A 26,161-nucleotide genomic window follows, 5' to 3' on the forward strand; every position below is an offset into this window, starting at 1 on the left:
ATGATCAAAACCCGAGGGAACATAGGGTTTCATTTGCTTTTGAAAAGTAGGTTTTGGGTAATATTTTTATCTGGAGCTTTATTATTTGGGATTCGTTGGACAAAAGGAGCAGGATATTTAGATTTATACTCAATTTTACTAAAACCAATACTGCCTGGCACTGCTCAAAGAGAATGGATTAAGGAAGGAGAAAATATTGAAAGAAATATTCGATTAAAATTACTTGAGGAGGACAATAATCGTTTAAGAAGAGCTCTTGCTTTAAAAGAGTTTAATACTAATCAAAGAATTTCAGCAGCTGTCATATCTAGATCTTCTAGAAATTGGTGGCAATTGCTTGAAATTAATAAGGGCGTAAAAGATGGGGTTGTGAAAGGACAAACGGTAATTGGACCAGGTGGCTTAATTGGTCTTGTTGACAGCACGACTCCACTTACTTCTAGAGTTCGATTGTTGACTGATCCTGGCCATCAGGTAGGAGCTTGGATTTATCGAACAAAGCGTCATGGAATTTTGACGGGGATGGGTACAAATCGACCAAAACTAATTTTCTTAAATAAAAATAATTTAGCTAAGATTGGAGATGCTGTAACTACATCTCCAGCAAGTACTTTATTACCTCCAAACTTAACAATTGGAATTGTTCAGTATGTTAACGAAAAAGCTTTACCTTCTCCATATGCGATAGTCCAATTAACTGCATCACCTGAGGCAATAGATTGGGTTCAAATTTTGAAAAATAATGGCTAAAAACAATAAGAAATTATCAATCTTTTTTATAATAATTTGTTTGCCAGCTTTTATAATTATATCTCCTGATTGGCTTAAAATAAATGGAATAAGCCCATGCTGGCCTGTGATTTTATTGTTACCATTCTCTCTTAAGAACAGACCTTGGAGGGCAGCTTTGGCTGCGATAATAATGGGAATTTTTGTAGATTCTTTTACTATTAGTGATGCCTCTTATGTTCCGTCTTTGTTTCTTTTGTCTTTAGTTTGGAGTCAATACGGATTGCATAATAAAAAAATCGAATTATTTTTTAATATTGGTTTAATGGCCATCTTTGGAACTGCATTTGTTGGTCTTTCGATTTGGGTTCAAAAAATTATTATGTACAATGTTTTAAGAAATAATTGGTTTCATTCTTGGTCAATTTATGTAGTAATTTCTGAAGTTATTATCACTGGATTAGTTGCTCCATTTTTTTCTTCTTGGCTTCTTTTTACTTATAGAAAAAACTAATTATGAGAATTTTAAATTTTTAAAAATACAATAAATAATTATTTAATAGTGGGGACTCTATCTTTTAAATTAGTCAAAGGGCTTTGAATACCTGACTTGGAGATGATATCTTCAATATAACAAGAAGCCATTTTCGACACAAAATTTCGATGGTCCTGTCACTAAGGCAACAGCTAATCTTATGACCTGTATTTTGGTTGTAGATGATGAACCAGCAGTATTAAAAGTCTTGGTTACGAGGCTTAATCTTGCTGGTTACCAGGTTTTATCTGCACAGGATGGAGAGCAAGCTCTCGAGGTTTTTCATAAAGAAGCGCCAGACTTAGTTGTTCTGGATGTCATGCTTCCCAAGATGGATGGTTTTGCAGTTTGTCGAAGAATAAGGGCAGAGTCTTGTGTTCCAATAATATTTTTGACTGCTCTTGAAGCGATTTCAGAAAGAGTTGCAGGCTTGGATCTAGGCGCTGATGATTATCTTGCTAAGCCATTTAGCCCCAAGGAATTGGAGGCAAGAATTGCGACGATATTGAGAAGAGTTGGACCTGCTCCGACAGTGGATGAGCCTAGGGAGGTTCCTTCAGGACAAGGAGTAATGAAACTTGGTGATCTTGTTGTAGACACCAATAGAAGACAAGTCAGTAGAGGCGGAGCAAGAATAGGTCTTACTTATACAGAGTTTAGTTTGCTGGAATTATTATTTCGTGACCCTGGCCGTGTTGTGCCTCGAGCAGAGATTTTGGAACAGCTTTGGGGGTACCCTCCCAGGCGAGCTGCGGATTTAAGAGTTGTGGATGTATATGTGGCTCGTTTAAGGGGCAAGCTTGAACCAGATCCAAGGAACCCTGAATTGATTTTAACAGTTAGAGGTATTGGCTACGCTTCTCAAAGAATGGGTGAATTTCCTACTGCTATTGCCAGTTAGAGATTCATAGCTCAATATTGATAGGTTTTGCATTTGATCCGTTTTTACTGCCGTATGTATGAATTGCTTTGTCTGAATTAAGAGATACCCGCCTTGAGAAGGCAAAAGCACTAAAAAACCTTGGTCAAGGTCCATATGGTTTGAATTTTAGAGCTACTGACACTTCCTCTGCTTTACAGAAAAAATACGCAGATTTGCCAAATGGCGAAGAAAAACAAGAAGAAGTATCCATTGCAGGGCGAATAACTTCCCGAAGAGTGATGGGCAAACTTGCTTTTTTTACTCTTGCTGATGAAACTGGCACAATTCAACTCTTTTTAGAAAAGGCGACATTAAATAAAAATGAAATCAACGAGAATTCAAAGAATAATTTTGAGAACATTACTTCTCTAGTTGACTCTGGTGATTGGATAGGAGTAATTGGAATATTAAGAAGAACTGATAGAGGTGAACTTTCTATAAAGGTTTTCGAGTGGTCAATGTTGTCAAAATCTTTACAACCTTTACCAGATAAGTGGCATGGTCTTGCCGATGTGGAAAAGCGCTATAGACAAAGATATTTAGATTTGATTGTGAATCCACAGTCAAAAAAAACTTTTCGAATGAGGGCTCTATTAGTTAGTTCAATTCGACGATGGTTAGATAAAAAAGATTTTCTTGAAATTGATACTCCAGTTTTACAATCAGAAGCAGGTGGCGCGGATGCAAGGCCGTTCATAACTCACCACAACACCCTGGATTTGCCTTTGTATTTGAGAATTGCAACAGAATTGCATCTTAAAAGACTTGTAGTGGGAGGTTTTCAAAGGGTTTATGAGCTAGGAAGAATTTTTAGAAATGAGGGCATTAGCACTCGGCATAATCCTGAATTTACTTCTGTTGAAATTTATGAAGCTTTTTCAGACTATTTCGACATGATGGAATTAACAGAGCAATTACTTTCTTCTGTTTGCGAAAAGGTATGTGGATCTACCAAAATTAATTATCAAGAGCAAGAAATAAATATGAAACCCCCTTGGAGAAGGGCCACGATGCATGAATTAGTTCAGGATTTCACTGGTATTGATTTTGAATTGTTTGGAGATAATGTTGACGATGCTAGAGCTGCAATGATTCGAGAGGGCCTTCAGACGCCTGATAAGGCTGACAGCGTTGGGAGACTATTGAATGAAGCGTTTGAGCAAGTTGTAGAGCCTAGGCTGGTGCAACCTACATTTGTTATGGATTATCCAATTGAGATTTCTCCATTAGCTAGGAAACATAGGACTAAGAAAGGTTTAGTTGAAAGGTTTGAACTTTTTATTGTTGGTAGAGAGACTGCTAATGCGTTTAGTGAGCTAATTGATCCTATTGATCAAAAAGAACGTTTACTTTTACAGCAGGCAAAAAAAGAAGCAGGCGACCTTGAGGCTCACAGTTTGGACGAAGATTTTATTAATGCTCTTGAAGTCGGAATGCCTCCAACAGGAGGACTGGGAATAGGAATAGATAGGTTTGTAATGCTATTAACAGACAGTCCTTCAATAAGAGATGTAATAGCTTTTCCGCTTTTGCGACCAGAATCAAATATAAAACAAACTGGAAAGTGACCCATCAGAGTGGATAATAGGCGAGTAAGTATTTTGTTCAGATGAGTGGCGAGAGAGTTGGTTTTCGTTTCAAGCACGCAGATGCTGTTGTGAAGCGGAATCCCCAGGGGCGTTCAAGACGCGGTTGGGTAATGGAACCTGTTGAGCAAACGACAAGTAGGGGGACAAAAATGCCTGCTTATCGTATTAGATGGAGAGATAGCGAGCGTCCTGAAATTGTTTTACAACATATGCTCATTGCTGACCCTGATCCAACACCTCCGCCCGAAAATGTTAGTTTAGATGTGACTGATAGTTAATCATTAAAATATTACTTTTCTAGAGAAAATTTTTGTAGAAGATATTAATAAATTTGTCCTTCTAAAAACGTTTTAGAGCATTAGCTACATCTTTTTTTGAGTCATTAGCTTTCTCTCTTTCTCTCTTGTCATGGAGCTTTCTTCCTTTCCCGACTCCTATTTTTAACTTGATCCACGAGCCTTTGAGGTAAAGACTTAAAGGTATTAATGCTAAACCTTTTCTATCTAAATTTATTTTTAATTTTTCGATTTCTTTTCTATGTGCAAGAAGTTTTTTGATTCTTAGAGGTTCGTGATTGAAAAATTTACCGGCATGATCATGAGGAGATATATGAACATTATGAAGTTGAATTTGATCTTTTTTAATTAAACAAAATCCATCTTTTAAGTTTACTTTTCCAGCTCTAATCGATTTGACTTCGGTTCCAAGAAGCTCTAAGCCAGTTTCAAGTGTTTCTAGGATTTCATATTTATACCTTGCTTGTCGATTTTCGGCTAAGCGACGATTTCCATCGCCTAAGGAATTTTTTTTTGATTTTTTCTTTCCTTTTTTGCTCATTCTTCTATTTAGCTACATTTTTGTTTAGATGCCACTACCCTTCGGACATGGCAATTTTGTCTTCAATTACTAATCATTCTCTACTCCCCGATGATAAAGGAGAGGAAAGATTGGTTGGTTCTACTCTTTTAAAAGAGGAACTTAAATTATCTAAGCAAGATTCACTTAGGCCTAAATCTTTTGATGAATTTTTAGGACAATCTGAGTTAAAGAAAGTTCTTGAAATTTCAGTTAAAGCATCATTGACTAGGGGAGAAGCACTTGATCATTTAATGCTTTATGGGCCGCCTGGATTGGGAAAAACAACTATGGCTTTGGTTATTGCTGAGGAATTAGGAGTTAAAGCTAGAGTTACAAGTGCTCCAGCACTTGAACGTCCGCGAGACATTGTTGGATTATTGATCAATATGCAGCCGCGTGAATTGATTTTTGTTGATGAGATACACAGACTTAATCGCATTTCACAGGAACTTTTGTATCCAGCGATGGAAGATAGAAGATTGGATTTAACTGTAGGGAAAGGTACTTCCTCAAGAATGCGATCAATCGAAATCCCACCTTTCACCTTGGTTGGTGCTACCACAAAGCCCGCTGCCTTGAGCTCCCCTATGCGAGATCGCTTTGGAATAACTCAGCGACTGGACTTTTACAATTATTTAGATCTTGAAAACATAATTAAAAGATCTGCAAAACTGATTGATTTATCAATTTCAGAAGAAGCATCACATCAATTAGCCAGAAGAAGTCGAGGGACACCCCGAATTGCAAATAGGCTTATTAGAAGAGTGAGAGACTATGCAGAAGTGCATTCCTCTTCAAAAATCATTGATGTGGAACTTGTCAATGATGCACTTGATTTACATCGTGTAGATCAAAGAGGTTTAGATGAAACAGATAGAAGTTATTTAGGCTTATTAGTGAATCAATATCAAGGTGGACCTGTAGGACTTGAAACTTTAGCAGCTGCGCTAGGAGAAGATTCAACCACTCTTGAAACTGTGGTTGAGCCTTATTTAATGCAAATTGGTTTTTTACAAAGAACTGCTAGGGGAAGGGTTGTTACTCCAGCTGCCGAAAAACATTATCTGTTAACTTCACCAAATAAAACAGATACATGATCAATATAAGAGTTGCAATAGTTCTTCTTGTTCTTTCTATTGTTTTTGTACCATTTTCATCTCAAGCTAAGGTACTTCAAAAAAACTTATTCGATAAAGCTCTTCAAGAAAGCAAAGATGGGGATTTCATTCAAGCTGAAAAAGATTGGAGTTTTTACTTACATGACAACCCAGATGACGCGGCTGCATTAAGTAATAGAGGAAATATTCGTCTTGCTCTTGGTGATCCTCAAGGAGCTATTAAAGATCAAACTATGGCTATAGAAATTTCTCCTGAAGATTTAGACCCTTACCTTAATAGAGGAATTGCTGAAGAAGCGTTGCGGCTTTGGGAAGAAGCTAGAAATGATTACAACTACGTTTTAAAGAAGAATCCTAAAGACATTTCAGCTTTATATAACTTAGGTAACGTTATGGGCTCTATGGATAATTGGATTGAAGCGAAGAAATTATTTTCTCAAGCTGCCTCTTCAAATAATTCCATTGCTATGGCTAGGTCAAGTGAGGCTCTTGCGATTTACCAATTGGGTGATCTTGAACTCGCTGAAAAGAAAATTAGATTATTGATTCTTAAATACCCCTTATTCGCAGATGCTAGAGCAGCACTAAGTGCGCTTCTATGGCGTAAAGGCTTTACTGGTGAAGCCGAAAGTAATTGGGCTGCAGCTGCTGGACTTGATATTAGATACCGTGAGAAAGATTGGTTGTTGCATATCCGACGTTGGCCTCCAAAACCTACTAATGATTTGATTGCATTTCTTGCGTTGGAGGATATATGAAGGACTTAGGAAAAAAAATTGAATTTTTGTCAAAAGAAATGCTTCCTGAGTTAATTTTATTACGTCGACATCTCCATGCTCATCCAGAACTAAGTGGTCAGGAATATCAAACTGCTGCTTTTGTCGCTGGGGAGCTTAGAAAATCAGGTTGGGAAGTAAAAGAAGCAGTCGGGAAAACTGGTGTGGTTGCTGAAATGGGTAATAAAAACGGACCTGTTATTGGCTTACGAGTAGATATGGATGCTTTGCCAATCGAGGAGAGAACAGGTTTGGATTATTCTTCTTCAATCCAAGGCTTGATGCATGCATGTGGGCATGACTTGCATACTTGTATTGGCTTGGGAGTGGCAAAAGTATTATCAAACAGTAAATTTACAACTTCTCGAATCCGAATCATTTTTCAACCTGCTGAAGAGATTGCACAAGGTGCAAATTGGATGAGAGCTGAAAAAGTTCTTGAGGGGGTTCAAGCTCTTTTTGGTGTTCATGTCTATCCAGATTTGTCTGTTGGAAAAATTGGAATAAGAAGTGGTACTTTTACCGCTGCCGCTGCCGAATTGGAAATAGATATCATTGGTAAAGGAGGACATGGAGCTAGACCTCATGAAGGAACAGACTCCATTTGGATCGCGGCAAAAGTTATTAGTGGTCTTCAAGAGGCTATTAGTAGACGTTTAGATGCTCTTAAGCCAGTAGTAATTAGTTTTGGGAAAATTTCAGGCGGAAATGCTTTTAATGTAATCGCTGAGAGGGTTAAGATTCTCGGCACAGTAAGGTGTCTTGATAGCCATCTTTATGAAAAATTGCCTCATTGGATTGAGAAAATAGTAAAAAACATAGCCTCTAATTATGGAGCTAAGGCAAATATAAATTTCAAGTCAATAGCGCCACCAGTTTATAACGATCCAGAATTGACTAATTTGTTATCTGATTGTGCGACGAATTTTATGAATAAAGAAGATATTGTTTATTTAGAAAATCCCTCATTAGGTGCTGAAGATTTTGCTTTCTTTTTGCAAGATGTTCCGGGGACGATGTTTCGATTAGGAGTTGCTGGTGAGCAAGGTTGTGCCCCATTGCATAGTGGATATTTCTCTTTGGATGAAAGAAGCATGGAATTAGGAATAAAAATTTTATCTCAAACAATAGTTATGGCTTCTAAATCTCCTAAACACAATTAGTTGCTTAATTTTATGAACAGATTGGGTAACCCATTAATTTCAATTTCAGCACCTTTGCTAATTTTACTAGCAATTACTGGCTTTTTACATAGGGAGGGCAAAGATAAAATTCAAGCGATACCTGCTCTAGTAGTTGGTAGTGGATTGGTTTTGACTGGTGCCGTTAGAAGATTTAGGCGACGACGAATGTTGTTCCTAGAGATAAAAAAGGATATGAATGATCAAAATTTTTAACTCCTTAATTTTTATCTATAAAAACTTTAGGGTTCAGTTGAGGATTTCGAGCTAATTTGTAATTATCACTAGGGGTGCCATATCGCTTCGCTTTATGGCTGAGATCACACCCTCCGAACCTGATCTGGTTTGAACCAGCGCAAGGAAAGTGAAATCTTGTGATCTTTGCATATTGCTCCCTTCGTTTATTCAATAGCTTTTTAGTTCATGCGGAATTCATGGGTTGCTTCCAGAAAGGGTAAAAACAACGTTTCTCAGATGCATTTTGCTCGTAAAGGTGAAATCACTGAAGAAATGGTTTTTGTTGCAAAGCGTGAGAATCTTCCTGAGACTTTAGTTATGGAAGAGGTTGCACGAGGTCGGATGATTATCCCTGCGAATATTAACCATACGAACTTAGAGCCTATGGCAATAGGTATTGCTTCGAAATGTAAGGTAAACGCAAATATTGGTGCTTCGCCTAATGCAAGTGATATTAGTGAAGAATTAAAGAAGCTTGAACTGGCAGTAAAATATGGCGCAGATACACTTATGGATCTCTCTACTGGAGGGGTTAATTTAGATGAGGTTCGAACTGCAATCATTAATGCCTCCCCTATCCCGATTGGCACAGTTCCTGTTTATCAAGCGTTAGAAAGTGTTCACGGTTCTATTTCAAGGCTAACTGAGGATGATTTTTTACACATAATAGAAAAGCATTGTCAGCAAGGAGTTGATTACCAAACTATTCATGCAGGCTTATTGATTGAACATTTACCCAAGGTTAAAGGTCGTATTACTGGAATAGTTAGTCGTGGTGGAGGAATTCTTGCTCAATGGATGCTTTATCACTACAAGCAAAATCCTTTGTTTACTCGTTTTGATGATATTTGTGAAATATTTAAACGCTATGATTGCACTTTTTCTTTAGGAGATTCACTAAGACCTGGATGTCTCCATGATGCATCCGATGAAGCTCAACTTGCTGAGTTGAAAACCCTGGGTGAATTGACTAGACGTGCTTGGGAACATGATGTCCAAGTCATGGTCGAAGGGCCTGGTCATGTACCTATTGATCAAATTGAATTTAATGTTAGGAAGCAAATGGAGGAGTGTTCAGAAGCTCCTTTCTATGTTCTAGGTCCATTGGTAACAGATATATCTCCTGGTTATGACCACATCTCAAGTGCTATTGGTGCCGCTATGGCAGGTTGGTATGGGACCGCGATGCTTTGTTATGTAACACCTAAGGAACATCTTGGGTTGCCAAATCCTGAGGATGTCAGGGAAGGTCTTATTGCTTATAAAATTGCTGCTCATGCTGCAGATGTAGCAAGACATAGATCTGGAGCACGTGATCGTGATGATGAATTAAGTAAGGCTAGGAAAGAATTTGACTGGGGAAAACAGTTTGCATTGTCATTGGATCCAGAGAGAGCTAAGCAATATCATGACGAAACCTTACCTGAAGAAATTTTCAAGAAAGCAGAGTTTTGTTCAATGTGTGGTCCTAATCATTGTCCAATGAATACAAAAATTACAGATGAAGATCTTGATAAATTAAATGATCAAATCAAGTCAAAAGGAGCAACTGAATTAACCCCCGTAAAGTTAAACAAAGAAAATTAGTTCTTTGTTTAACTTTTCTTGCTTGGATTAACTATTGGCAAGTAATTGATTAATTTTATTTGTTCAGAAGATTTCTAGATTTTTCTATTACGTTCTCAACTGTAAATCCAAATTTTTCCATACATAAACCACCTGGAGCAGATGCTCCAAAGCTATTCATGGTTACGCTGTCACCATCAAGACCAATATATTTATGCCATCCAAAGCTCTCTGCAGCTTCTACTACTAGGCGTTTTCTAATGTTGGAAGGTAAAACTTCTTCTTTATAACTTTCGCTTTGTTCTTCAAAAAGTTCAACGCATGGCATAGAAACCACACGCACTTTTTTCCCTTCTGAAGTTAGTTTTTTCGCCGCTTTTACACATAGATCAAGTTCAGTTCCAGTTCCGATAAGTATTAGTTCAGGGGTACCATCACATTCTTCAAGAACGTATCCACCTAGAGCAACTTTCTCTACTGATGAATTTTGTTGATTGGCCATGCCCTGCCTACTTAGGCATAAGGAACTTGGTCTTTTACGATTTTTAATTGCAACTTTATAAGCACCACTGGTTTCATTACCATCGCCTGGACGGAAAACCATCATATTTGGCATTGCTCTCAATGATGGAATTGTTTCTATGGGTTGATGTGTAGGACCATCTTCACCAACACCTATGGAATCATGGGTTAAAACATAAATAACCCCAAGTTCACTAAGAGCAGAAAGACGCATAGAGCCTCTCATATAGTCGGCGAAGACTAAGAAGGTTCCACCGTAAGGAATTAGACCACTATCGTGATAAGCAATACCATTCAATATCGCCGCCATAGCATGTTCTCTTACACCAAAATGCAAATAACGTTTTTCCGGACTGTCATATTGAAAAGATCCAGTTTCACCTTTGATATCTGTGTAATTTGAATGTGTTAAATCTGCAGAACCACCTATTAGTTCTGGAATGTTGGGACCAAGAGCACCTAAACATATTTGAGAATGTTTTCTTGTAGCGACCCCTTTGTCATCAGCTGTATAGGTCGGTAAATCTTTGTCCCAGCCTTGAGGTAGTTCTCCTCTTAACATACGCTCAAATTGAGACGCTTCATTAGGATATTTTTCTTTGTAAGCAGCTAGTGTTTGATTCCACTGTTCCTCTAGTTGAGCACCTTTTTGAATAGCTTGACGATATTGATCGTAAGCATCTTGGGGAACCTCAAAAGGTTTATAAGACCAACCTAATTGTTTTCTTGTGAGTTCAGCTTCTTCTTCACCTAAAGGAGCTCCGTGAATGCCCGCAGTATCACTTTTATTGGGTGATCCATAACCAATAGTTGTAGTTACTTTGATAATGGATGGCTTATCAGTGACTGATTTTGCTTTTTCGATTGCTTGTGCTATGCCCTCAACATCTGTATTACCCTCAGGAATTTCTTGTACATGCCATCCGTATGCTTCATATCTTTTTAAGACATCCTCTGTAAATGAGACATCTGTTCTTCCATCAATAGTTATATGATTATCGTCATAAAGAGCTATTAATTTGCCAAGTTTTAAATGCCCAGCAAGAGAACAGGCTTCTGAAGATATACCTTCTTGATTACATCCATCTCCCATGATCACATAGGTGTAATGGTCTACAACTTTTGCATCAGACTTATTGAATTTTGCTGATAGATGAGCTTCTGCAATAGCTAATCCAACTGCATTTGAAATGCCTGCTCCTAGTGGTCCTGCAGTTACTTCTACTCCAGGAGTTTCAAAAGTTTCTGGATGCCCTGGGGTTTTAGCTCCCCACTGTCTAAATTCTTTTATATCTTCGATGGTGACAGAGTCATAGCCAGTCAAATGCAGAAGAGCATACAAAAGCATGCATCCATGTCCTGCTGAAAGAACAAACCTGTCTCGATTAAACCATTTTGGATTTTTGGGATTATGACGTAAGTGTTTGTCCCATAAGGCATAACCCATAGGTGCACAACCCATTGGGAGACCTGGGTGACCACTTTTGGATTTATTAATTGCATCAACAGCAAGCATCCTGATGCTGTTGATACAAAGTGTGTCTAGGGAAGTAGTCAAGGCAACCATTTTGAATTAGTGAGTGAAAAAAATTAAGTGGAAAGTGAAAATGAAATTGATTAGATCATTTGTCGAAAAGCTAGACAGACATTGTGACCGCCAAACCCGAATGAGTTAGATAGCACGACGCCTAATTTCTTTTCTCTTGCATTGTTGGGGACATAATCTAAATCACAATTTGGGTCTGGATTTGAATAATTGATTGTTGGCGGAATTATTTCATGTTTTATTGCAAGAGCACAAGCAACAGCTTCGATTCCACCAGAGCCTCCTAAGAGGTGCCCAGTCATTGATTTAGTTGAGCTTGTAGGCACTTTATAGGCATGATTCCCTAAAGCAGTCTTTATAGCAGATGTTTCATTGCTGTCGTTGGCTGGAGTACTAGTTCCATGAGCATTAATGTAATCGATTTCTTCTGGATTAATTTTCCCATCAATCAATGCAAGTTTCATAGCTTCAGCTCCTCCAACCCCACCTGGTGTCGGAGATGTAATGTGATGGGCATCACATGTTGTGCCATAACCAATAATTTCTGCATGGATTGTTGCGTCTCTTTTTAATGCATGGTCAAGAGTTTCTAAAATTAATACTCCTGCTCCTTCGCCAATAACGAATCCATCTCTTTGCGAATCAAATGGTCTACTCGCTGTAGATGGATCATCATTGCGAAAAGATAGGGCTTTGGCACTGGCAAAACCTGCTACTCCTAAAGGTGTGATACTTGCTTCTGCTCCTCCGCAAACCATTGCATCTGCTTTGCCTAATTGAAGCAATCTGAATGCATCCCCAATCGCATTTGATCCCGCAGCACAAGCAGTTGAAACTGCTGAACTTGGACCTTTAGCACCAAGTGCAATAGCAGCTAATCCAGTAGCCATGTTTGGAATCATCATGGGAACAGTAAATGGACTAACCCGATTAGCTCCTTTTTTGTCTAAAACATGAGCTTGGGTTTCCATAGTCAGCAATCCGCCAACTCCTGAACCAATAATTACTCCAATTCTCCCAGAATTAGAATCGTCAATGATCAGACCTGAATCATTTAGGGCTTCTTTTGCCGCAATGACTCCAAATTTTGAGAAACGATCCCATCTTTTGGATTCTTTTGGCTCTAATTTGCCAGTCGGGTCAAAACTTTTCACTTCTGCTGCAAATCTGCATGCATGTGATGAGGCATCAAAGAGTGTTATTTGATCTACCCCATTTTTCCCGGTGATAAGCCCTTGAAGGTAACTTTCGAGGTTGTTGCCGATTGGAGTAATAGCGCCAAGACCTGTGATAACAACTCGATGGAGTTTCTCCATCATTTGAACCTCAAGACTGTTTTTCTTCGATGTATTTGACTGCATCCCCGACAGTGGCAATGCCTTCTGCAGCCTCGTCAGGGATTTCTATGTCAAATGCTTCTTCGAGAGCCATCACTAATTCGACAGTATCGAGAGAGTCTGCACCGAGATCGTTTTGGAAATTTGAATCCGGTTTTACTTCACCGGCTTCAACGCTTAGTTGTTCTACGACGATAGAACGAACTTTTTCAAGGATTGCTTCCTGGGACATAACCTTCTTAGACCTGACTTCCAATCTTACGGGTTAGAGTGTCGAGTTAACAAAAGTGACGGCATTGCAACTATTTTTTTTTATGTAGCGAAACGTAGGTATAGTTTTATACATCAAGGAAATATGGGTTGGTAATTTGTCACACGCCGTCAAAATCTATGACACCTGTATTGGCTGCACCCAATGCGTAAGGGCTTGTCCACTAGATGTTCTTGAAATGGTCCCCTGGGATGGCTGTAAAGCTTCTCAGATAGCTTCATCTCCAAGAACTGAAGATTGTGTTGGGTGTAAGCGGTGTGAAACCGCTTGTCCAACTGATTTCCTCAGTATTAGGGTTTATTTAGGTGATGAAACAACTAGAAGTATGGGTTTGGCTTACTAAAAATTAGTATTTTTCTTAAAGAAGGTTTATTTTATATAAAAAATAATTTGTGATATTAATTTAGGTTTATGTGTGGAATATTTGCTGTAATTGGATCAAGAGAAGTTTCTTCCATACTTATTGATGGATTGAGAAAACTGGAATACAGAGGTTATGATTCTGCGGGGATAGCAACAATTGACAATTCAAATAATGATCAAATTGGAAAGCTGAATATAAAAAAAACCAAAGGAAAGTTGATTAATCTTGCAAATCTAATTAGCAAAAACCCTCCAAAAGGTCATGTAGGTATTGGACATACTAGATGGGCCACTCATGGTAAACCTAATGAGATAAACTCGCATCCTCACCTTGACTCAACAGGGCAAATTGCAGTTGTCCAAAATGGGATTATTGAAAATTATAGGGATTTGTCTCAAAGCCTGAAACTCAAAGGAATTAAATTTACATCAGAAACTGATACTGAGATAATTCCACATTTAATTGGGCTTGAAATAGAACAAAGTCAGGCTAATGGGCTTCCTCCCAATGGACAAACGTTGTTAAAAGCTGTTCAAAAGGTTTTGAATTTGTTAGAGGGGACTTATGCAATAGCTGTAATTTGGTCTAAGGCTCCCAATGCTTTAGTAGTCTCTAGCGGACAGGCACCATTAGTTCTTGGTTTTGGCGAAGGTGAGTTTTTTTGTGCAAGTGATACCCCTGCATTAGCAGAATTTACACGTACATTTTTACCTTTAAAGGATAATGAAATTGCACTTTTAAGTCCATTAGGAATCGAACTTTATAATGATGATGGGAATAGGCAGCACAGAGCGCCATCGCTTTTAAAGGGCACCGAGCTTTCTGCGGATAAAAAAAATTTCCGCCATTTCATGCTTAAGGAAATTTATGAACAGCCAGAGAAAACACAATTATGGATAGATAGATTTTTGCCTATGGATTTACCTTTGGAGAATTCAGTGGCTTACCCAATCTCGAAATTCATCCTTGAAAAGATAGAACAAATACAAATACTTGCGTGTGGAACGAGCAGACATGCAAGCATGGTTGGTGCTCATTTGTTGGAACAGTTTGCAGGGGTCCCAACAAAGGTATATTTCGCAAGTGAATTTCGATATGCTCCTCCTCCACTTACCCCTAATACTTTGACAATAGGAGTAAGTCAATCGGGCGAAACCGCAGACACCTTAGCTGCACTAAGGATGGAAAAAGAGAGAAGAGATTCTTCTAAAGATGCTAATTTTTCTTTTCATCACCTGGGAATCACCAATAGAGTTGATAGTTCATTTGGTCGCGAACTAGAAAATGTTATTGATTTTGGATCAGGTATTGAAATAGGTGTCGCAGCCACTAAAACCTTTTTTGGTCAAATGTTGTCCTTTTATGGTTTAACACTTTTATTTGCTTCTCATAGAGAAAAAAGAACCCCCCAAGAAATTTTGAATCTCACCAATGATTTGAGATTAATTCCTAAACAGCTAACAGATGTTATAAAAAGACATGACGCTCTTTCACAGGAAATAGCACATTTGTTTGTTGAAACAAAAGATGTAATTTTCTTAGGTAGAGGCATAAATTATCCAATCGCACTTGAAGGTGCTCTTAAACTTAAGGAAATAAGTTATATTCATGCGCAAGGGTATCCAGCTGGTGAGCTAAAACATGGACCAATTGCACTTTTAGATCGACATGTCCCAGTGGTATCCATTGCTGCTCCTGGTGTCGTTTATGAAAAAGTTCTCAGTAACTCTCAAGAAGCTAAAGCCAGAGATGCCCGTTTAATTGGGGTATCTACCCATGGACCGGAATCAGAAATGTTTGATGAATTATTTATTATTCCAAAAGTTAGTGAATGGGTTAGTCCTCTGTTGACCATTGTACCTTTACAGTTATTTAGTTATCACATAGCTGCTCGTAAAGGTTTAGATGTTGATCAGCCTAGAAATTTAGCAAAAAGTGTAACTGTGGAATGAAAATTTGAAATTTTCAATAATTCTATCTAATCAATTTATCTAATTTTTAATGATAAAATCATATATTTTTATTAACTAAGGTTTTTGATTCTTCCATAGGAATCTTCAAAACGGATTATATCTTCTTCATCTAAATAAGCACCGCTTTGAACTTCAATAAGCTCAAGTTTCATTCTTCCTGGATTGCTTAATCTATGCTTGCATCCTAAAGGAATAAATGTACTTTCATTTTCGCTTAAAAGTTGTTTTTCTCCATTTTTTTCTATCAATGCAGTTCCATTAACTACAATCCAATGTTCAGCTCTATGATGATGCATTTGTAAAGAAAGAGAAGCGTTTGGCTTTACTTCAATAAGCTTAACTAGCCATCTATTCCCCTCCAATACTGTAGTGTAATTGCCCCAAGGTCTATATATTTTTTTGTGTAGTTTACTTTCAGGAAAATCTTCTGAACTTAATCCTTTTACTATATTTCCAATATTTTGAGATTGATCTTTGTTTGCTACTAAAATAGCATCATTAGTATCTACAATTATTAGATTCTCCACCCCTATTCCTATTATAAGGCGCTGTTCACTTTTAAAGTAACAGTTTTTACTTTCTTCGGTTATTATTCTTCCATTAATATAGTTTCCATCATTATTTTTTTGACTAATATTCCATAAAGATTTCCAACTTCCTATGTCACTCCATCCAACATTTAAAGGAAGAACTGTGCCTAAATTTGTTTTTTCCATAACTGCAATATCTAAAGATATCTTAGGACATTTTTTGAATGATTCTGCCTCTAATCTTAGAAAATCAAGGTCTACTGAATCTTTCTCTATAGCTATTTTGCAATAATTAATTATTTCTGGAGAGAATTTTTCTAATTCATTTATTATTGAACTAGCTTTAAAAAGAAACATACCACTGTTCCAAGTGTAACGAGAATCTTTTATTAATTTCTCTGCTATATCTTTGCTAGGTTTTTCTATGAATTTATTTATTTCTAAGCCAGTTATTTGATCTTCTTGATTAGGTGACTCTTTTGCTTCAATATAACCGTAACCAGTTTCTGCACATGTGGGAATAATACCAAAAGTTACTAGTCTTCCTTGGTTTGCATATTTTTTTGCTGATTGAATTACTCTTCTAAACTCATCTATATTTTCTATCAAATGGTCGGCTGCCAAAATTAAAAGCAAAGGATCTTTGCCTAAAGAAATTGCTTGAAGTGCAGCAACTGCTATAGCTGGAGCAGTATTGCGACCTACTGGTTCGAGAATGATTGCTTGGGGTGTTGTATTTAGATCTCTAAATTGTTCTGCAACGATAAATCTATGTTCCTCATTACATATCAATATCGGTTTTTCAAGTCCCTCTAAACCTAGAAGTCTTTCATAAGTGTTCTGCAAAAGAGTTTTCTTTGTGCGTGAATCTAGTGCTAAAAATTGTTTTGGATAACTTTCTCTTGAAAGTGGCCAAAGCCTTGTTCCTGATCCACCACTAAGGATCACAGGAATTATTGATTTATCAGTTATTTCCATGAAGAACCTTTTAATCCATGCTTGATGTTCTGATTGAAAATCTGAATGATTTTTAGAGTTCCAATAAACCTGGGGGAGGATTGATTAGCAGCCATTTTTCTTTAATTTCTATTTCTGGGATAATTTCTTTAACAAAAGGTACTAAAACTTTTTTACCTTCTACCAACTCTATCTCTAGAAGGTCATTCCCTCCTTTGATTAAGTCAGTTACATAACCAATTAAAGTCTTTTTTGGACCTTTTCTTGCTTCTAAACCAATCAAATCAAAATAATGGTATTCATTATTACTCAAGTTTGGTCTGCTATCAACTGGTATGACTAATTTCCATCCAATAATTGCCTCTGCAGAACTCCTATTAGATACTCCTTCGATAGAAAGTACATAGATAGATTTACCTGGAATAAGTGTTCCTTTTCTTAAATTAATTTCAGTGGGCAATTCTTTGTTTTTTTGAATCCAACGTTTGCCTGGTTTTGTAAATCTTTCAGGGAAGTCACTGCTAGGTTTAATGCGAATATCTCCTTTTAATCCTTGAGCAGCAACAATTTCACCTATTGACATCCATTTATCTTTTTCGATCATTTTTATAAGTAGACTTTCTAAGAGTTTATTTGAATATGTTTAATTATGACTAATTTAAAAGATCCTATCCTTCCTGGGACAACAGTAACTGTTGATAATCAAGAGTCAATTTATAATGGTTATGAAGGCTTTGTTCAAAGAATAAGTGGTGATAAAGCCGCAGTGCTTTTTGAGGGAGGTAATTGGGATAAATTATTGACACTGCCTTTGAAAGATCTTATTAAAAGCTAATAAAATTAGCATCGGAATCCTTTAATGCTTTGCTTGCGGCATTTTTTTCTGCTTGTTTAATTGACTTTCCCCAGCCTTCAGCCATGGATCGATTTTTGATATAAACAGTACAAAAAAATCGTTTTGGATTGTCATGCTTTTTGTCAATTTCAATCGTTTTATATACTGGAATAGATAATCCCTCACGTTGAGTCAGTTCTTGAAGTGCTGATTTATAATTTTTCTTATGAGGATCAGCTAGAATTTCTTGACTTTTTTCATTCCAGAATGGAATTAGCCAATCTTTTATAGGATCTAAAATCGTGAGACTTTCATACAAAGCTCCTATTAATGCCTCAGTTGCCTCTGCTTGAATAGTTGCATTTGCTGATTTATCTCTAAGAGCCTTTTTCCCAATTACTAATACACTTTTGATCTTTATTTTTTCACCAACTTCCTCTAACCATTGATCACTTACAAGATGAGAACGAAGTTCAGATCTCTCTCCAACATGCATAGATGGATATTTATTTTTTATGAAATCTGATGCAATGAGTCTTAAAACTGCATCTCCAAGAAATTCAAGATTCTCGTAATTAATGTCACTATTTGCTGAACTATGTGTTAAAGATTCATTAATATATAAAATATTTTTAATTTTTTCATTGGTAAATTCTTTTTTATATTTTTGATCTAAATTTAGACTTTTTATAAAATTAATTATTTCTTCTACTCTTTGAATTGAGATTTTCATAATTATTTAAAGCACATAATTGAATGTATAAAAAAATAGGATTCTGATATTATTTCTTTGTATAAATTTAATAAAGTGAAAGCAGGTCATAAGCCGGGTTCTGTTCATTCTTCTTTCTATAGAAAGTGAATGGGTAATCATCTATCTGGGACTAACGTTGCCGATAGCCTCAAGCGGCTCTCATTAGGGACAAGGTTTATGGCCATCCAGAGTCCCTCGCCTTGCTCCTAGCCGGGGTTTACCTAGCCAGCACCTCTCGATGCTGCTGGTGCGCTCTTGCCGCACCTTTGCACCCTTGCCGCGCTTGTTGGGATTTCCCCATTAAGCATTAGGCGGTATGTTTCTGTGGCACTATCCTCACGGTCACCCGCACTGGGAATTACCCAGCAAGCCTGGCCAAATAGGAGCCCGGACTTTCCTCAATGGAATTCTTCAGCTTTTTGCTGAAGTTCAATTGCGATCACCTCCCCTGCTTTCAACTCCATCATGCCTCAAGGCATAATTAATTTCAGGGGGCTGTAGCTCAGTTGGATAGAGCGACGGTTTCCTAAACCGTAGGTCGTGGGTTCGAGTCCCGCCAGCCCCGTACGAAAAACGAATTAAAACTAAAATTTTGTAGTCCTATATGTGGTGGGTGTGCAAAATCTTTACTCTCTCGCTAGCGTTGGTTTAGTGAATCAGTCAACATGGCCCAGCTTCACGATCTTCGCTTGCGATTACTTGTTCAACAAGAGAGTGAGCACATATCTAATTCACAACCCAGTGATTTAGATTTATCAATTGTTCAAGCTAGATGCTTATGTTGGTTAACACTTCTAGCTGAAGCACATGAAGATCAAGCTAATGATGCAGAAGGAAGGGGTGATACAGAACAAGCGATGGGATGGTTTGCTGATTCAATGAGATTACGTGATGTCATACAAGTGGTTACTAGCGTTGAAATACCTCTACCTGAAAGCTCAGATTTAGATAATACTGAAGGTGGAGGAGACTTATATAGCGATGAGCCTCCTATGACGGCCTAAAAAATGCAATGATGGTTGCAAGCTGCCTTGATGAAGGTGCCTGAAGAACCTTGCCAATGTCCAGATTGCCTAAGATTTTATCGGGAACATGATCGTTTAATCAGAGAGTTTCCCACTTTGCGCAAACAACAAGAGATCAATTGGGCAGCTCTTCAGTCCTTTAGAACTTTATGTGGACGAGTTTTAGAAGATTTGCAAAAGAAAATGAATTCAAATTCATTTAATCAATCTGAAGAACATTTTAAAGAAGGTACTACTGAGAAAAAAGAAAAATCGATTACACAAGTAATTTCAGACCTGGAGAATATTAATGCTCATCTATATTCTATTGAAGCTTTAATGGAAAGAATTTTCGATGTCAAAGTTCCTGATGAAGTTGAAGATAAATTTCGAGAAGTCGCTGGCGAACTTGCTCCAGATCCATTAAATATTGATAGATTAAGGTTGAATAGATTATTACATCAAACTCCAGATTTGCCTGATAAGTAGATATTTATTTTTCGCAACTTATTTCTACAGGTAATGGTTTAACTTTCCAAATAGATTGACAATATTCTCTAATAGATCTATCTGATGAGAAAAAGCCTGACCTTGCTGTATTTAATAACGCCATACGGTTCCATTGCTGACTTTTTTTCCAGGCTTTACTAACCTCATCTTGCGCCCGAAGGTAATCATCAAAATCTGCCATCACAAAGAAAGGATCATTCCCTGTCAAAATATTTATTATTGGTTTAAATAGCTCACTGTCACCATTACTGAAATGCCCAACTTCTATTAACTTAAGAGTCTCTTGTAGCTCAATTGATTCAGCAATAAAACTATTTGGACTGTACCCTTGATCTCTTAGTTCCATGATTTCTGATTCTGTCTTTCCAAACAAAAAGAAGTTTTCCGCCCCTACTCTTTCTCTAATCTCTACATTGGCTCCATCAAGTGTCCCAATTGTTAGTGCACCATTCATGGCGAATTTCATATTCCCAGTTCCTGAAGCTTCTTTACCAGCAGTAGAAATTTGTTCAGAAAGATCAGTAGCTGGATAGACTTGCTCACCAAGTTTTACATTGTAGTCAGGAAGAAAAACTACCCTTAGTAATCCCTCCATATCAGGATCCGCATTAACAACATCTGCTATGCCATTGATAAATCTAATCATTAACTTCGCCATGAAGTAACCGGGCGCAGCTTTACCACCAAAAATGATCGTACGAGGTGCAATATTTTTTGTTATTCCATTTTTAATCCTTAGATATTGAGCAATGACTTGCAATGCATTTAAATGCTGTCTCTTATATTGGTGAATTCTTTTAACTTGTACATCAAATAAACTTGAAGGATCTACAAGAACTCCAGTTTGTTTATGTATGTAACCAGCAAGTTTTCTTTTTCCAGATAGTTTGGCTGAAGCAAAAAGATCTAAAAAATTTGAGTCGTTTTCTTTTTTTTCTAATTCAAGTAATAGATCCATATTGGTAATCCAATTTGGACCAATTTCTTTGTCAAGAAGTTTAGAAAGTTCAGGATTTGCTAAAGCCACCCATCTACGCGGGGTCACGCCATTAGTAACGTTAGTAAATTTTTCTGGCCAGAGTTCTGCAAATTCAGGTAATAACTGTCTTTTTATTAAATCTGAATGTAGGGCAGCTACTCCATTTACATGATGTGCTCCAATTGTCGCTAAATGTGCCATTCGAATAGCTTTTCCACCTTCTTCATCAATAATCGAAAGTTTTCGTAGAATTAAATCATTTCCTGGATACTTAAGTCTTACTTGTTGAAGGAATCTCCTATTGATTTCGTATATAAGTTCTAGATGTCTGGGTAATAAATTTCTAAATAGACTGAGGTCCCATTTTTCAAGAGCTTCAGGTAACAAAGTATGGTTTGTGTAAGCAACAGATCTATTGGTGATTTCCCAAGCTTTTTCCCAATCAAGTCGATGCTGATCGATTAAAAGTCTCATTAACTCAGCAACAGCAATTGCTGGATGAGTGTCATTAAGTTGAACAGTCCAATGATCTGGAAATTCCTGAATAGGTATAGAGCGCTTCTCTAGACTTCGAAGCATATCTTGCAAAGAACAACTTACAAAAAAGTGTTGTTGCTTCAAGCGCAATCTTCTTCCTTCATCAGTTCCATCATTGGGATATAACACCTTGGAAAGAGTTTCTGAGGCTACTTTCTCTTCAACAGCACCATAGTAATCACCAATATTGAAAGCATAAAAATCAAAACTTTCGGTTGCATCAGCTCTCCATAACCTCAAGCGATCGCAGCTATTAACTCTGTAACCAAGAACGGGAACATCATGTGGAACACCTATTGCATGTTCGCTTGGAATCCATCTGGATCGATAATTTCCATTGTCATCTGTGTAACTCTCTGTTTGCCCACCAAAACCAACCAAACAAGCTTCGTCTGGTTGAGGTAATTCCCATGGCCAACCCCCTTTGAGCCATTTATCAGTAACTTCTACTTGCCAACCATCTCTAATTAACTGATTGAAAATGCCAAATTCGTACCTTATGCCATAACCCACTGCAGGAACCTGAAGACTTGCAAGTGATTCCATATAACAAGCTGCCAGTCTACCCAAGCCTCCATTTCCGAGTCCAGGTTCTTCTTCTACTTCCAATATTTCATTAAGAGATTCAATACCAAACCTTTTAAGAGCCTCTTCTGCTTCTTTTTTGATCCCTAAATTTAATAAATTATTGTTTAATTGAGGTCCGATTAGAAATTCAGCGGAAAGATATGCGACTGTTTTTTGAGGTCTTGCTCGGATTGTTTCTTGGCTTGTGAGATATCTGCTCATCAATCTATCTCTTACAGCAAAACTTAAAGCCATGTAGAGATCTCGAAGGCTTGCCGAAGTAGCAAGTTTGCCGAGAGTGAAAAATAGATGCTCAGTCATTCCATCGAAGACAGCATCGGCATCCATGCCAGCCCTAACAGGATCGGCATAGCATCCTGGGGTAGGCAGACGCAGATCTATTGACTGGGAGCTGCTCATAGGGGCATCAAATGTTTTTGGACGCTAGCCAATAAAGTCTGAGTAATCAGTTAGTAACTTCAGATCCACACCTTATTAATTAAGTCACCTTTGATACTTATCCCAAATATGCTCTGTGATTAGGTAATTTATGTCTTAAAGAAAAGGCTTTTCTAGAAAACCTGATGGTATTAACTCCTTTAGTCTCAGCCCTGAATTCGCATGATGTCGAGGTCGCAGAAACACTTATAGGTGTCATTAATTTCTTAATGATCTTTGTTGCGGCGAGGACTTTGGCTGAAATCTTGGTTCGACTAAGTTTGCCTACGATAGTTGGTGAACTTCTTGCTGGAGTTTTAATTGGTGCCTCGGGATTGCATCTGCTATTGCCGCCAAGTGCTCATGCTGAGTTGAATCAAGGTTTTGTTTCTGTTATCAGCACACTTGCTTCAGTACCTAAAGAAGCAGTCCCAGATATTTATTTTGAAACTTTTCCGTCATTACAAGCCGTAGCAACTTTAGGGCTATATGCATTGTTATTTTTAACTGGTCTGGAAAGTGAATTAGAGGAACTCGTAGCAGTTGGAGCACAAGCATTCACAGTTGCTATGGCAGGGGTGATTTTGCCATTTGCTTTTGGAACTTTTGGATTAATGTTTATTTTCCAAGTAGATATTATTCCTGCGATATTTGCTGGTGCATCTATGACCGCAACGAGCATAGGTATTACTGCAAGTGTTTTTGGTGAGCTTGGTTATTTAAAAACTCGTGAAGGTCAAATTGTTATTGGCGCAGCAGTATTGGATGACATACTTGGAATTGTCATCCTTGCGGTAGTAGTAGCTCTTGCTACGGGAGGATCTTTGCAAATTGCTCCAATTGTCAAATTAGTATTAGCTGCAACTGTTTTTGTCTTTGCTGCGATTGCTTTGAGTCGAACAGCTGCCCCAGCTTTTGATTGGTTGCTTGAAAGACTTAAAGCTCCTGGAGCTGTCGTTGTAGCTTCTTTTGTGATATTGGTTCTGAGCTGTTTTGTAGCTACTGCTATAGGTTTAGAAGCTGCTCTGGGTGCTTTTGCTGCTGGATTGATATTAAGTAGTTCAAAAAATAATCACGCAATTCAACAATCTGTTTTGCCATTGGTATCGCTATTCGCAACTATTTTCTTTGTGCTTGTTGGAGCAGGCATGGATCTATCTGTAATTAATCCTCTTGATCCACAGAGTCGCTCTGCTTTGATTGTGGCTGGTTTCTTATTTGCTGTTGCAATTGTTGGTAAAATTGCTGCTGGTTGGTGCTTTGTCATTGATAAACCAACAAATAGATTGGTAGTTGGCTTGGGGATGATGCCTCGAGGTGAGGTCGGATTGATTTTCTTAGGATTAGGAACAAGTGCTGGTTTGCTTACTCCTTCCCTTGAGGCTGCAATATTGTTGATGGTTATTGGAACAACATTTTTGGCTCCTGTTTTGCTAAGAGTTGTTTTGAAAGATAAACCACCTTCAGGAGGTAATTCCATTCCTGATGAGGTTGCAGCTGATCCAGTTGGATTAGTTTAAAAATAATTTATTTACTTTATTTACCGAAAGGTGAGGAAATTTCGAAAAAAAGAAATAAAATAACCAATCTCTTTCTAACAATGATTTACTAAGATCTATAAGTGTCAGTTTATTCTTAAATGGTTTCCTCAGTTGTAGAAAAAAATCTTTCTGATTGGAAATTCTTAGGTCATTCTGTTCACAGTTTGAGCATTATTCCTGAAGCGCATAAAAGTAAGACTGATGAAGAAAAAGGTCCAGCGATTCTTTTAATTCATGGTTTTGGTGCCTCAACAACACATTGGAGGCATAATTTGCCAGTACTTGGGAAGCAGTATGAAGTACATGCTTTAGATCTTCTAGGCTTTGGTAAAAGTTCTAAACCCGGAGGTCTTGCTTATGGAGGTCCACTTTGGAAAGATCAAATAGTCTCTTACATTAAAGAAAATATAGGGAGACCAACAATACTTGTTGGTAACTCTCTAGGAGGATATGCCGCGCTTGCAAGTGGTGCTGCTTTGGGTGCTGAAGCAGCAGGTGTTGTTTTATTGAATGCAGCTGGTTATTTCAGTGAGGATAAAAAGCCAACAACAGGATTTTGGGCTACTGCTAGAAAGACTGTCGTAGGAATCTTTCTCAAAAATGCTCTATTGCAAAGGATAATTTTTGAAAATCTTAGACAGCCTTCAACAATTAAACGTACTTTGAATCAAGTTTATATTGATACTTCTAACGTTGATGATGAATTAGTAGAAGCCATACGAAAACCTTCCTTGGATGCTGGGGCTTTTAATGTCTTCAAAAGTGTTTTTGATCCCGCAGGACCTCAGGGGAGACCACTTGATGAGTTGTTTGCTCAGTTGAAGGCTCCATTACTATTGCTCTGGGGGAATAGAGATCCTTGGATGAATGCACCTGGTAAAAGAGCTACTTATAAAAAACACACCCCTGAAAATACAAAAGAAGTTGTTTTAGATGCTGGCCATTGTCCACATGATGAAGTCCCTGATCAGGTTAATTCCGCTCTTTTAGAATGGATCGATCAGCTTTAATCGATGTCCGTCAGTTTCACAAAAAAGAAAAACCCCTATCCTCACTGGGAATATAAAAATACTGAATTTGATTCATTAATAAGAATTGTCCCTGAAAGAGGAGGGTTGGTTACTGAATGGCGAAGTGAAGGGAAAGATCTTTTATATTTTGATTTAGAACGTTTTTTAGATAAAGATAAAAGTATAAGAGGAGGAATACCTATACTTTTCCCCATATGCGGTGATTTATCTGAAGACTATTCAATAGCTGGTAAGAAGTATTTATTGAAACAGCATGGTTTTGCAAGAGATTTACCTTGGTCAATTAGTTTAATTAAAGACAAATCAGGAATAAGGCTAAAGCTTATGGAAACTGATTACTCACGTTCTCAATTTCCTTTCTTTTTCACCCTTATCATGGATGTTCAATTGAAAGAAAAAAGTCTTCAAATATCGGTGAAAATTTATAATCAGAGTAAAGATTCTATGCCCTTTAGCTTTGGCCTGCATCCATATTTTCAAGTTTCAAATTTGCAAAAAATAAAGATAGATGGATTACCTGAAAAATGTATTGATCAAACAAATATGAAAGTTACGAATGCATCTGATCAAATTAGAATTTTAGCTAAAGGAGTCGATTTTCTATCTTATCCTTCTTCCTCGGTTAAGCTTTTCGATAGTTTGTCTAGGAATGTAATTGAATTAATTTATCAAGAGCCAATGGATACATCGGTAATATGGACTGATCCTCCAAGGCAAATGGTTTGCCTTGAGCCTTGGACTAGCCCAAGGAATTCATTGGTCACTGGGGATAGAAAACTCGAAATTAAACCAGAAGAATATATTGAATTATATACTACTTTTAAGCATAATTCTTTTTAGTTATTTATGTTTTTCAGGAGTATAATTTGTCACTAATTAAATTTAATTTATAGTTTTTTTGTATGACAAATATTTCAATATTTCGTTAATTTTTGCATCTACGATCAATATATT

26 protein-coding genes, 1 tRNA gene, 1 other RNA gene and 1 riboswitch are annotated in these 26,161 nt (G+C 37.4%); of the genes, 19 read left to right on the plus strand and 9 right to left on the minus strand.

The annotated features are described in order from the left end of the window. From mreC to SIB75_RS00465, 5 genes are all read left to right on the plus strand, one after another. On the plus strand, window positions 1-750 hold the full coding sequence (mreC, locus tag SIB75_RS00445) for a rod shape-determining protein MreC (RefSeq protein WP_413683511.1): 750 nt from the start codon (window positions 1-3) through the stop codon (window positions 748-750). Next, window positions 743-1,243 carry a hypothetical protein gene (locus SIB75_RS00450; protein ID WP_413683512.1) on the plus strand — a complete coding sequence of 167 codons (501 nt, stop codon included), beginning with the start codon at window positions 743-745 and terminating at the stop codon, window positions 1,241-1,243. Before mreC ends, SIB75_RS00450 begins: the two co-directional genes overlap by 8 nt. 181 nt (window positions 1,244-1,424) lie before the next feature. Beyond that, complete coding sequence (gene rpaB, locus SIB75_RS00455; protein ID WP_413389326.1) at window positions 1,425-2,165, plus strand: response regulator transcription factor RpaB; 741 nt, start codon at window positions 1,425-1,427, stop codon at window positions 2,163-2,165. A 68-nt stretch (window positions 2,166-2,233) separates the two neighbouring features. Next, window positions 2,234-3,754, plus strand: a complete 1,521-nt coding sequence (gene lysS / locus SIB75_RS00460) for a lysine--tRNA ligase (RefSeq protein ID WP_413683513.1) — start codon at window positions 2,234-2,236, stop codon at window positions 3,752-3,754. Between the two features lie 41 nt (window positions 3,755-3,795). Further along, complete coding sequence (locus SIB75_RS00465) at window positions 3,796-4,053, plus strand: hypothetical protein (protein WP_413683514.1); 258 nt, start codon at window positions 3,796-3,798, stop codon at window positions 4,051-4,053. Window positions 4,054-4,114: 61 nt separating this feature from the next. On the opposite strand, the gene smpB is transcribed toward SIB75_RS00465, so the two are convergent. Further along, the gene (gene smpB, locus SIB75_RS00470) at window positions 4,115-4,612 is read right to left on the minus strand and encodes an SsrA-binding protein SmpB (protein WP_413683515.1); all 498 of its coding nucleotides are present in this window, start codon (window positions 4,610-4,612) and stop codon (window positions 4,115-4,117) included. Between the two features lie 47 nt (window positions 4,613-4,659). On the opposite strand from smpB, the gene ruvB reads away from it, so the two are divergent. The 5 genes from ruvB (at window position 4,660) to thiC (ending at window position 9,532) form a co-directional block, all read left to right on the plus strand. After that, the gene (gene ruvB / locus SIB75_RS00475) at window positions 4,660-5,730 is read left to right on the plus strand and encodes a Holliday junction branch migration DNA helicase RuvB (RefSeq protein WP_413683516.1); all 1,071 of its coding nucleotides are present in this window, start codon (window positions 4,660-4,662) and stop codon (window positions 5,728-5,730) included. Beyond that, the gene (locus SIB75_RS00480) at window positions 5,727-6,509 is read left to right on the plus strand and encodes a tetratricopeptide repeat protein (protein WP_413683517.1); all 783 of its coding nucleotides are present in this window, start codon (window positions 5,727-5,729) and stop codon (window positions 6,507-6,509) included. Before ruvB ends, SIB75_RS00480 begins: the two co-directional genes overlap by 4 nt. Beyond that, window positions 6,506-7,690 carry an amidohydrolase gene (locus tag SIB75_RS00485; RefSeq protein WP_413683518.1) on the plus strand — a complete coding sequence of 395 codons (1,185 nt, stop codon included), beginning with the start codon at window positions 6,506-6,508 and terminating at the stop codon, window positions 7,688-7,690. The genes SIB75_RS00480 and SIB75_RS00485 overlap by 4 nt, the downstream gene beginning before the upstream one ends. A 12-nt stretch (window positions 7,691-7,702) precedes the next feature. Then, a complete protein-coding gene (locus SIB75_RS00490; protein ID WP_413683519.1) occupies window positions 7,703-7,924 on the plus strand; it encodes a DUF3188 domain-containing protein in 222 nt (73 codons plus the stop codon). 60 nt (window positions 7,925-7,984) lie between these two features. Next, window positions 7,985-8,088, plus strand: a riboswitch (TPP riboswitch). A gap of 43 nt (window positions 8,089-8,131) precedes the next feature. Next, complete coding sequence (gene thiC, locus SIB75_RS00495; RefSeq protein WP_413683520.1) at window positions 8,132-9,532, plus strand: phosphomethylpyrimidine synthase ThiC; 1,401 nt, start codon at window positions 8,132-8,134, stop codon at window positions 9,530-9,532. A gap of 55 nt (window positions 9,533-9,587) precedes the next feature. Here thiC and tkt read toward each other — a convergent pair whose 3' ends face one another. The 3 genes from tkt to acpP are packed head-to-tail and all read right to left on the minus strand — an operon-like array spanning window position 9,588 to window position 13,148. After that, a complete protein-coding gene (tkt, locus tag SIB75_RS00500) occupies window positions 9,588-11,600 on the minus strand; it encodes a transketolase (protein WP_413683521.1) in 2,013 nt (670 codons plus the stop codon). A 50-nt stretch (window positions 11,601-11,650) separates the two neighbouring features. Continuing rightward, complete coding sequence (gene fabF / locus SIB75_RS00505; protein ID WP_413684745.1) at window positions 11,651-12,898, minus strand: beta-ketoacyl-ACP synthase II; 1,248 nt, start codon at window positions 12,896-12,898, stop codon at window positions 11,651-11,653. A 7-nt stretch (window positions 12,899-12,905) separates the two neighbouring features. Further along, on the minus strand, window positions 12,906-13,148 hold the full coding sequence (gene acpP / locus SIB75_RS00510) for an acyl carrier protein (protein WP_413683522.1): 243 nt from the start codon (window positions 13,146-13,148) through the stop codon (window positions 12,906-12,908). 136 nt (window positions 13,149-13,284) lie between these two features. On the opposite strand from acpP, the gene psaC reads away from it, so the two are divergent. Both psaC and glmS read left to right on the plus strand, forming a co-directional pair. Further along, complete coding sequence (gene psaC / locus SIB75_RS00515) at window positions 13,285-13,530, plus strand: photosystem I iron-sulfur center protein PsaC (RefSeq protein WP_011295528.1); 246 nt, start codon at window positions 13,285-13,287, stop codon at window positions 13,528-13,530. A gap of 68 nt (window positions 13,531-13,598) precedes the next feature. After that, a complete protein-coding gene (gene glmS, locus SIB75_RS00520) occupies window positions 13,599-15,503 on the plus strand; it encodes a glutamine--fructose-6-phosphate transaminase (isomerizing) (protein ID WP_413683523.1) in 1,905 nt (634 codons plus the stop codon). A 71-nt stretch (window positions 15,504-15,574) separates the two neighbouring features. Here the strand turns inward: glmS and SIB75_RS00525 are convergent, their stop codons facing one another. After that, a complete protein-coding gene (locus SIB75_RS00525) occupies window positions 15,575-17,032 on the minus strand; it encodes a mannose-1-phosphate guanylyltransferase/mannose-6-phosphate isomerase (protein WP_413683524.1) in 1,458 nt (485 codons plus the stop codon). Window positions 17,033-17,084: 52 nt separating this feature from the next. Beyond that, window positions 17,085-17,615 (minus strand): ribosome maturation factor RimM, encoded by a 531-nt coding sequence (gene rimM / locus SIB75_RS00530; protein WP_413683525.1) that lies wholly within the window; start codon window positions 17,613-17,615, stop codon window positions 17,085-17,087. A gap of 45 nt (window positions 17,616-17,660) precedes the next feature. Here rimM and SIB75_RS00535 point away from each other — a divergent pair, with 45 nt between their 5' ends. Beyond that, window positions 17,661-17,846: an NAD(P)H dehydrogenase subunit NdhS gene (locus tag SIB75_RS00535; RefSeq protein WP_413683526.1), complete on the plus strand. Its 186-nt coding sequence runs from the start codon at window positions 17,661-17,663 to the stop codon at window positions 17,844-17,846. Here SIB75_RS00535 and rnc read toward each other — a convergent pair. Together rnc and rnpB are read right to left on the minus strand one after the other, a co-directional pair. Next, window positions 17,836-18,579, minus strand: a complete 744-nt coding sequence (gene rnc / locus SIB75_RS00540) for a ribonuclease III (RefSeq protein ID WP_413683527.1) — start codon at window positions 18,577-18,579, stop codon at window positions 17,836-17,838. The genes SIB75_RS00535 and rnc overlap by 11 nt on opposite strands. Before the next feature lie 73 nt (window positions 18,580-18,652). Then, an RNA gene (gene rnpB, locus SIB75_RS00545) (RNase P RNA component class A) lies at window positions 18,653-19,056 on the minus strand. Between the two features lie 35 nt (window positions 19,057-19,091). On the opposite strand from rnpB, the gene SIB75_RS00550 reads away from it, so the two are divergent. The 3 genes from SIB75_RS00550 to SIB75_RS00560 all read left to right on the plus strand — a co-directional run bounded on the left by SIB75_RS00550 (window position 19,092) and on the right by SIB75_RS00560 (window position 20,093). After that, a tRNA-Arg gene (locus SIB75_RS00550) sits at window positions 19,092-19,165 on the plus strand. Between the two features lie 100 nt (window positions 19,166-19,265). Then, window positions 19,266-19,604: a hypothetical protein gene (locus SIB75_RS00555; RefSeq protein ID WP_413683528.1), complete on the plus strand. Its 339-nt coding sequence runs from the start codon at window positions 19,266-19,268 to the stop codon at window positions 19,602-19,604. A gap of 36 nt (window positions 19,605-19,640) precedes the next feature. Next, a complete protein-coding gene (locus SIB75_RS00560) occupies window positions 19,641-20,093 on the plus strand; it encodes a hypothetical protein (protein ID WP_413684747.1) in 453 nt (150 codons plus the stop codon). A 4-nt stretch (window positions 20,094-20,097) separates the two neighbouring features. Here SIB75_RS00560 and SIB75_RS00565 read toward each other — a convergent pair whose 3' ends face one another. Further along, window positions 20,098-22,617 (minus strand): glycogen/starch/alpha-glucan phosphorylase, encoded by a 2,520-nt coding sequence (locus SIB75_RS00565; RefSeq protein WP_413683529.1) that lies wholly within the window; start codon window positions 22,615-22,617, stop codon window positions 20,098-20,100. Between the two features lie 164 nt (window positions 22,618-22,781). Here SIB75_RS00565 and SIB75_RS00570 point away from each other — a divergent pair, with 164 nt between their 5' ends. The 3 genes from SIB75_RS00570 to SIB75_RS00580 all read left to right on the plus strand — a co-directional run bounded on the left by SIB75_RS00570 (window position 22,782) and on the right by SIB75_RS00580 (window position 26,047). Further along, window positions 22,782-24,155: a cation:proton antiporter gene (locus SIB75_RS00570; protein ID WP_413683530.1), complete on the plus strand. Its 1,374-nt coding sequence runs from the start codon at window positions 22,782-22,784 to the stop codon at window positions 24,153-24,155. A 119-nt stretch (window positions 24,156-24,274) separates the two neighbouring features. Then, the gene (locus tag SIB75_RS00575) at window positions 24,275-25,186 is read left to right on the plus strand and encodes an alpha/beta fold hydrolase (protein ID WP_413683531.1); all 912 of its coding nucleotides are present in this window, start codon (window positions 24,275-24,277) and stop codon (window positions 25,184-25,186) included. Between the two features lie 3 nt (window positions 25,187-25,189). Beyond that, window positions 25,190-26,047, plus strand: coding sequence for a galactose mutarotase (locus tag SIB75_RS00580; protein WP_413683532.1), 858 nt, complete (start codon window positions 25,190-25,192; stop codon window positions 26,045-26,047). Window positions 26,048-26,161 lie beyond the last annotated feature (114 nt).

The sequence above is a fragment of the Prochlorococcus sp. MIT 1011 genome, from assembly GCF_047305235.1.
Lineage (GTDB): Bacteria > Cyanobacteriota > Cyanobacteriia > PCC-6307 > Cyanobiaceae > Prochlorococcus_B.

Coding starts and splice junctions, on each gene's coding strand:
- SIB75_RS00575 (WP_413683531.1), top strand. CDS start 24,275: ATGGTTTCCTCAGTTGTAGAAAAAAATCTTTCTGATTGGAAATTCTTA.
- SIB75_RS00465 (WP_413683514.1), top strand. CDS start 3,796: ATGAGTGGCGAGAGAGTTGGTTTTCGTTTCAAGCACGCAGATGCTGTT.
- mreC (WP_413683511.1), top strand. CDS start 1: ATGATCAAAACCCGAGGGAACATAGGGTTTCATTTGCTTTTGAAAAGT.
- SIB75_RS00555 (WP_413683528.1), top strand. CDS start 19,266: ATGGCCCAGCTTCACGATCTTCGCTTGCGATTACTTGTTCAACAAGAG.
- fabF (WP_413684745.1), bottom strand. CDS start 12,898: ATGATGGAGAAACTCCATCGAGTTGTTATCACAGGTCTTGGCGCTATT.
- smpB (WP_413683515.1), bottom strand. CDS start 4,612: ATGAGCAAAAAAGGAAAGAAAAAATCAAAAAAAAATTCCTTAGGCGAT.
- SIB75_RS00490 (WP_413683519.1), top strand. CDS start 7,703: ATGAACAGATTGGGTAACCCATTAATTTCAATTTCAGCACCTTTGCTA.
- glmS (WP_413683523.1), top strand. CDS start 13,599: ATGTGTGGAATATTTGCTGTAATTGGATCAAGAGAAGTTTCTTCCATA.
- SIB75_RS00525 (WP_413683524.1), bottom strand. CDS start 17,032: ATGGAAATAACTGATAAATCAATAATTCCTGTGATCCTTAGTGGTGGA.
- SIB75_RS00535 (WP_413683526.1), top strand. CDS start 17,661: ATGACTAATTTAAAAGATCCTATCCTTCCTGGGACAACAGTAACTGTT.
- tkt (WP_413683521.1), bottom strand. CDS start 11,600: ATGGTTGCCTTGACTACTTCCCTAGACACACTTTGTATCAACAGCATC.
- ruvB (WP_413683516.1), top strand. CDS start 4,660: ATGGCAATTTTGTCTTCAATTACTAATCATTCTCTACTCCCCGATGAT.
- SIB75_RS00565 (WP_413683529.1), bottom strand. CDS start 22,617: ATGAGCAGCTCCCAGTCAATAGATCTGCGTCTGCCTACCCCAGGATGC.
- SIB75_RS00450 (WP_413683512.1), top strand. CDS start 743: ATGGCTAAAAACAATAAGAAATTATCAATCTTTTTTATAATAATTTGT.
- SIB75_RS00485 (WP_413683518.1), top strand. CDS start 6,506: ATGAAGGACTTAGGAAAAAAAATTGAATTTTTGTCAAAAGAAATGCTT.
- thiC (WP_413683520.1), top strand. CDS start 8,132: ATGCGGAATTCATGGGTTGCTTCCAGAAAGGGTAAAAACAACGTTTCT.
- acpP (WP_413683522.1), bottom strand. CDS start 13,148: ATGTCCCAGGAAGCAATCCTTGAAAAAGTTCGTTCTATCGTCGTAGAA.
- SIB75_RS00480 (WP_413683517.1), top strand. CDS start 5,727: ATGATCAATATAAGAGTTGCAATAGTTCTTCTTGTTCTTTCTATTGTT.
- SIB75_RS00570 (WP_413683530.1), top strand. CDS start 22,782: ATGGTATTAACTCCTTTAGTCTCAGCCCTGAATTCGCATGATGTCGAG.
- rnc (WP_413683527.1), bottom strand. CDS start 18,579: ATGAAAATCTCAATTCAAAGAGTAGAAGAAATAATTAATTTTATAAAA.
- rpaB (WP_413389326.1), top strand. CDS start 1,425: ATGACCTGTATTTTGGTTGTAGATGATGAACCAGCAGTATTAAAAGTC.
- SIB75_RS00580 (WP_413683532.1), top strand. CDS start 25,190: ATGTCCGTCAGTTTCACAAAAAAGAAAAACCCCTATCCTCACTGGGAA.
- rimM (WP_413683525.1), bottom strand. CDS start 17,615: ATGATCGAAAAAGATAAATGGATGTCAATAGGTGAAATTGTTGCTGCT.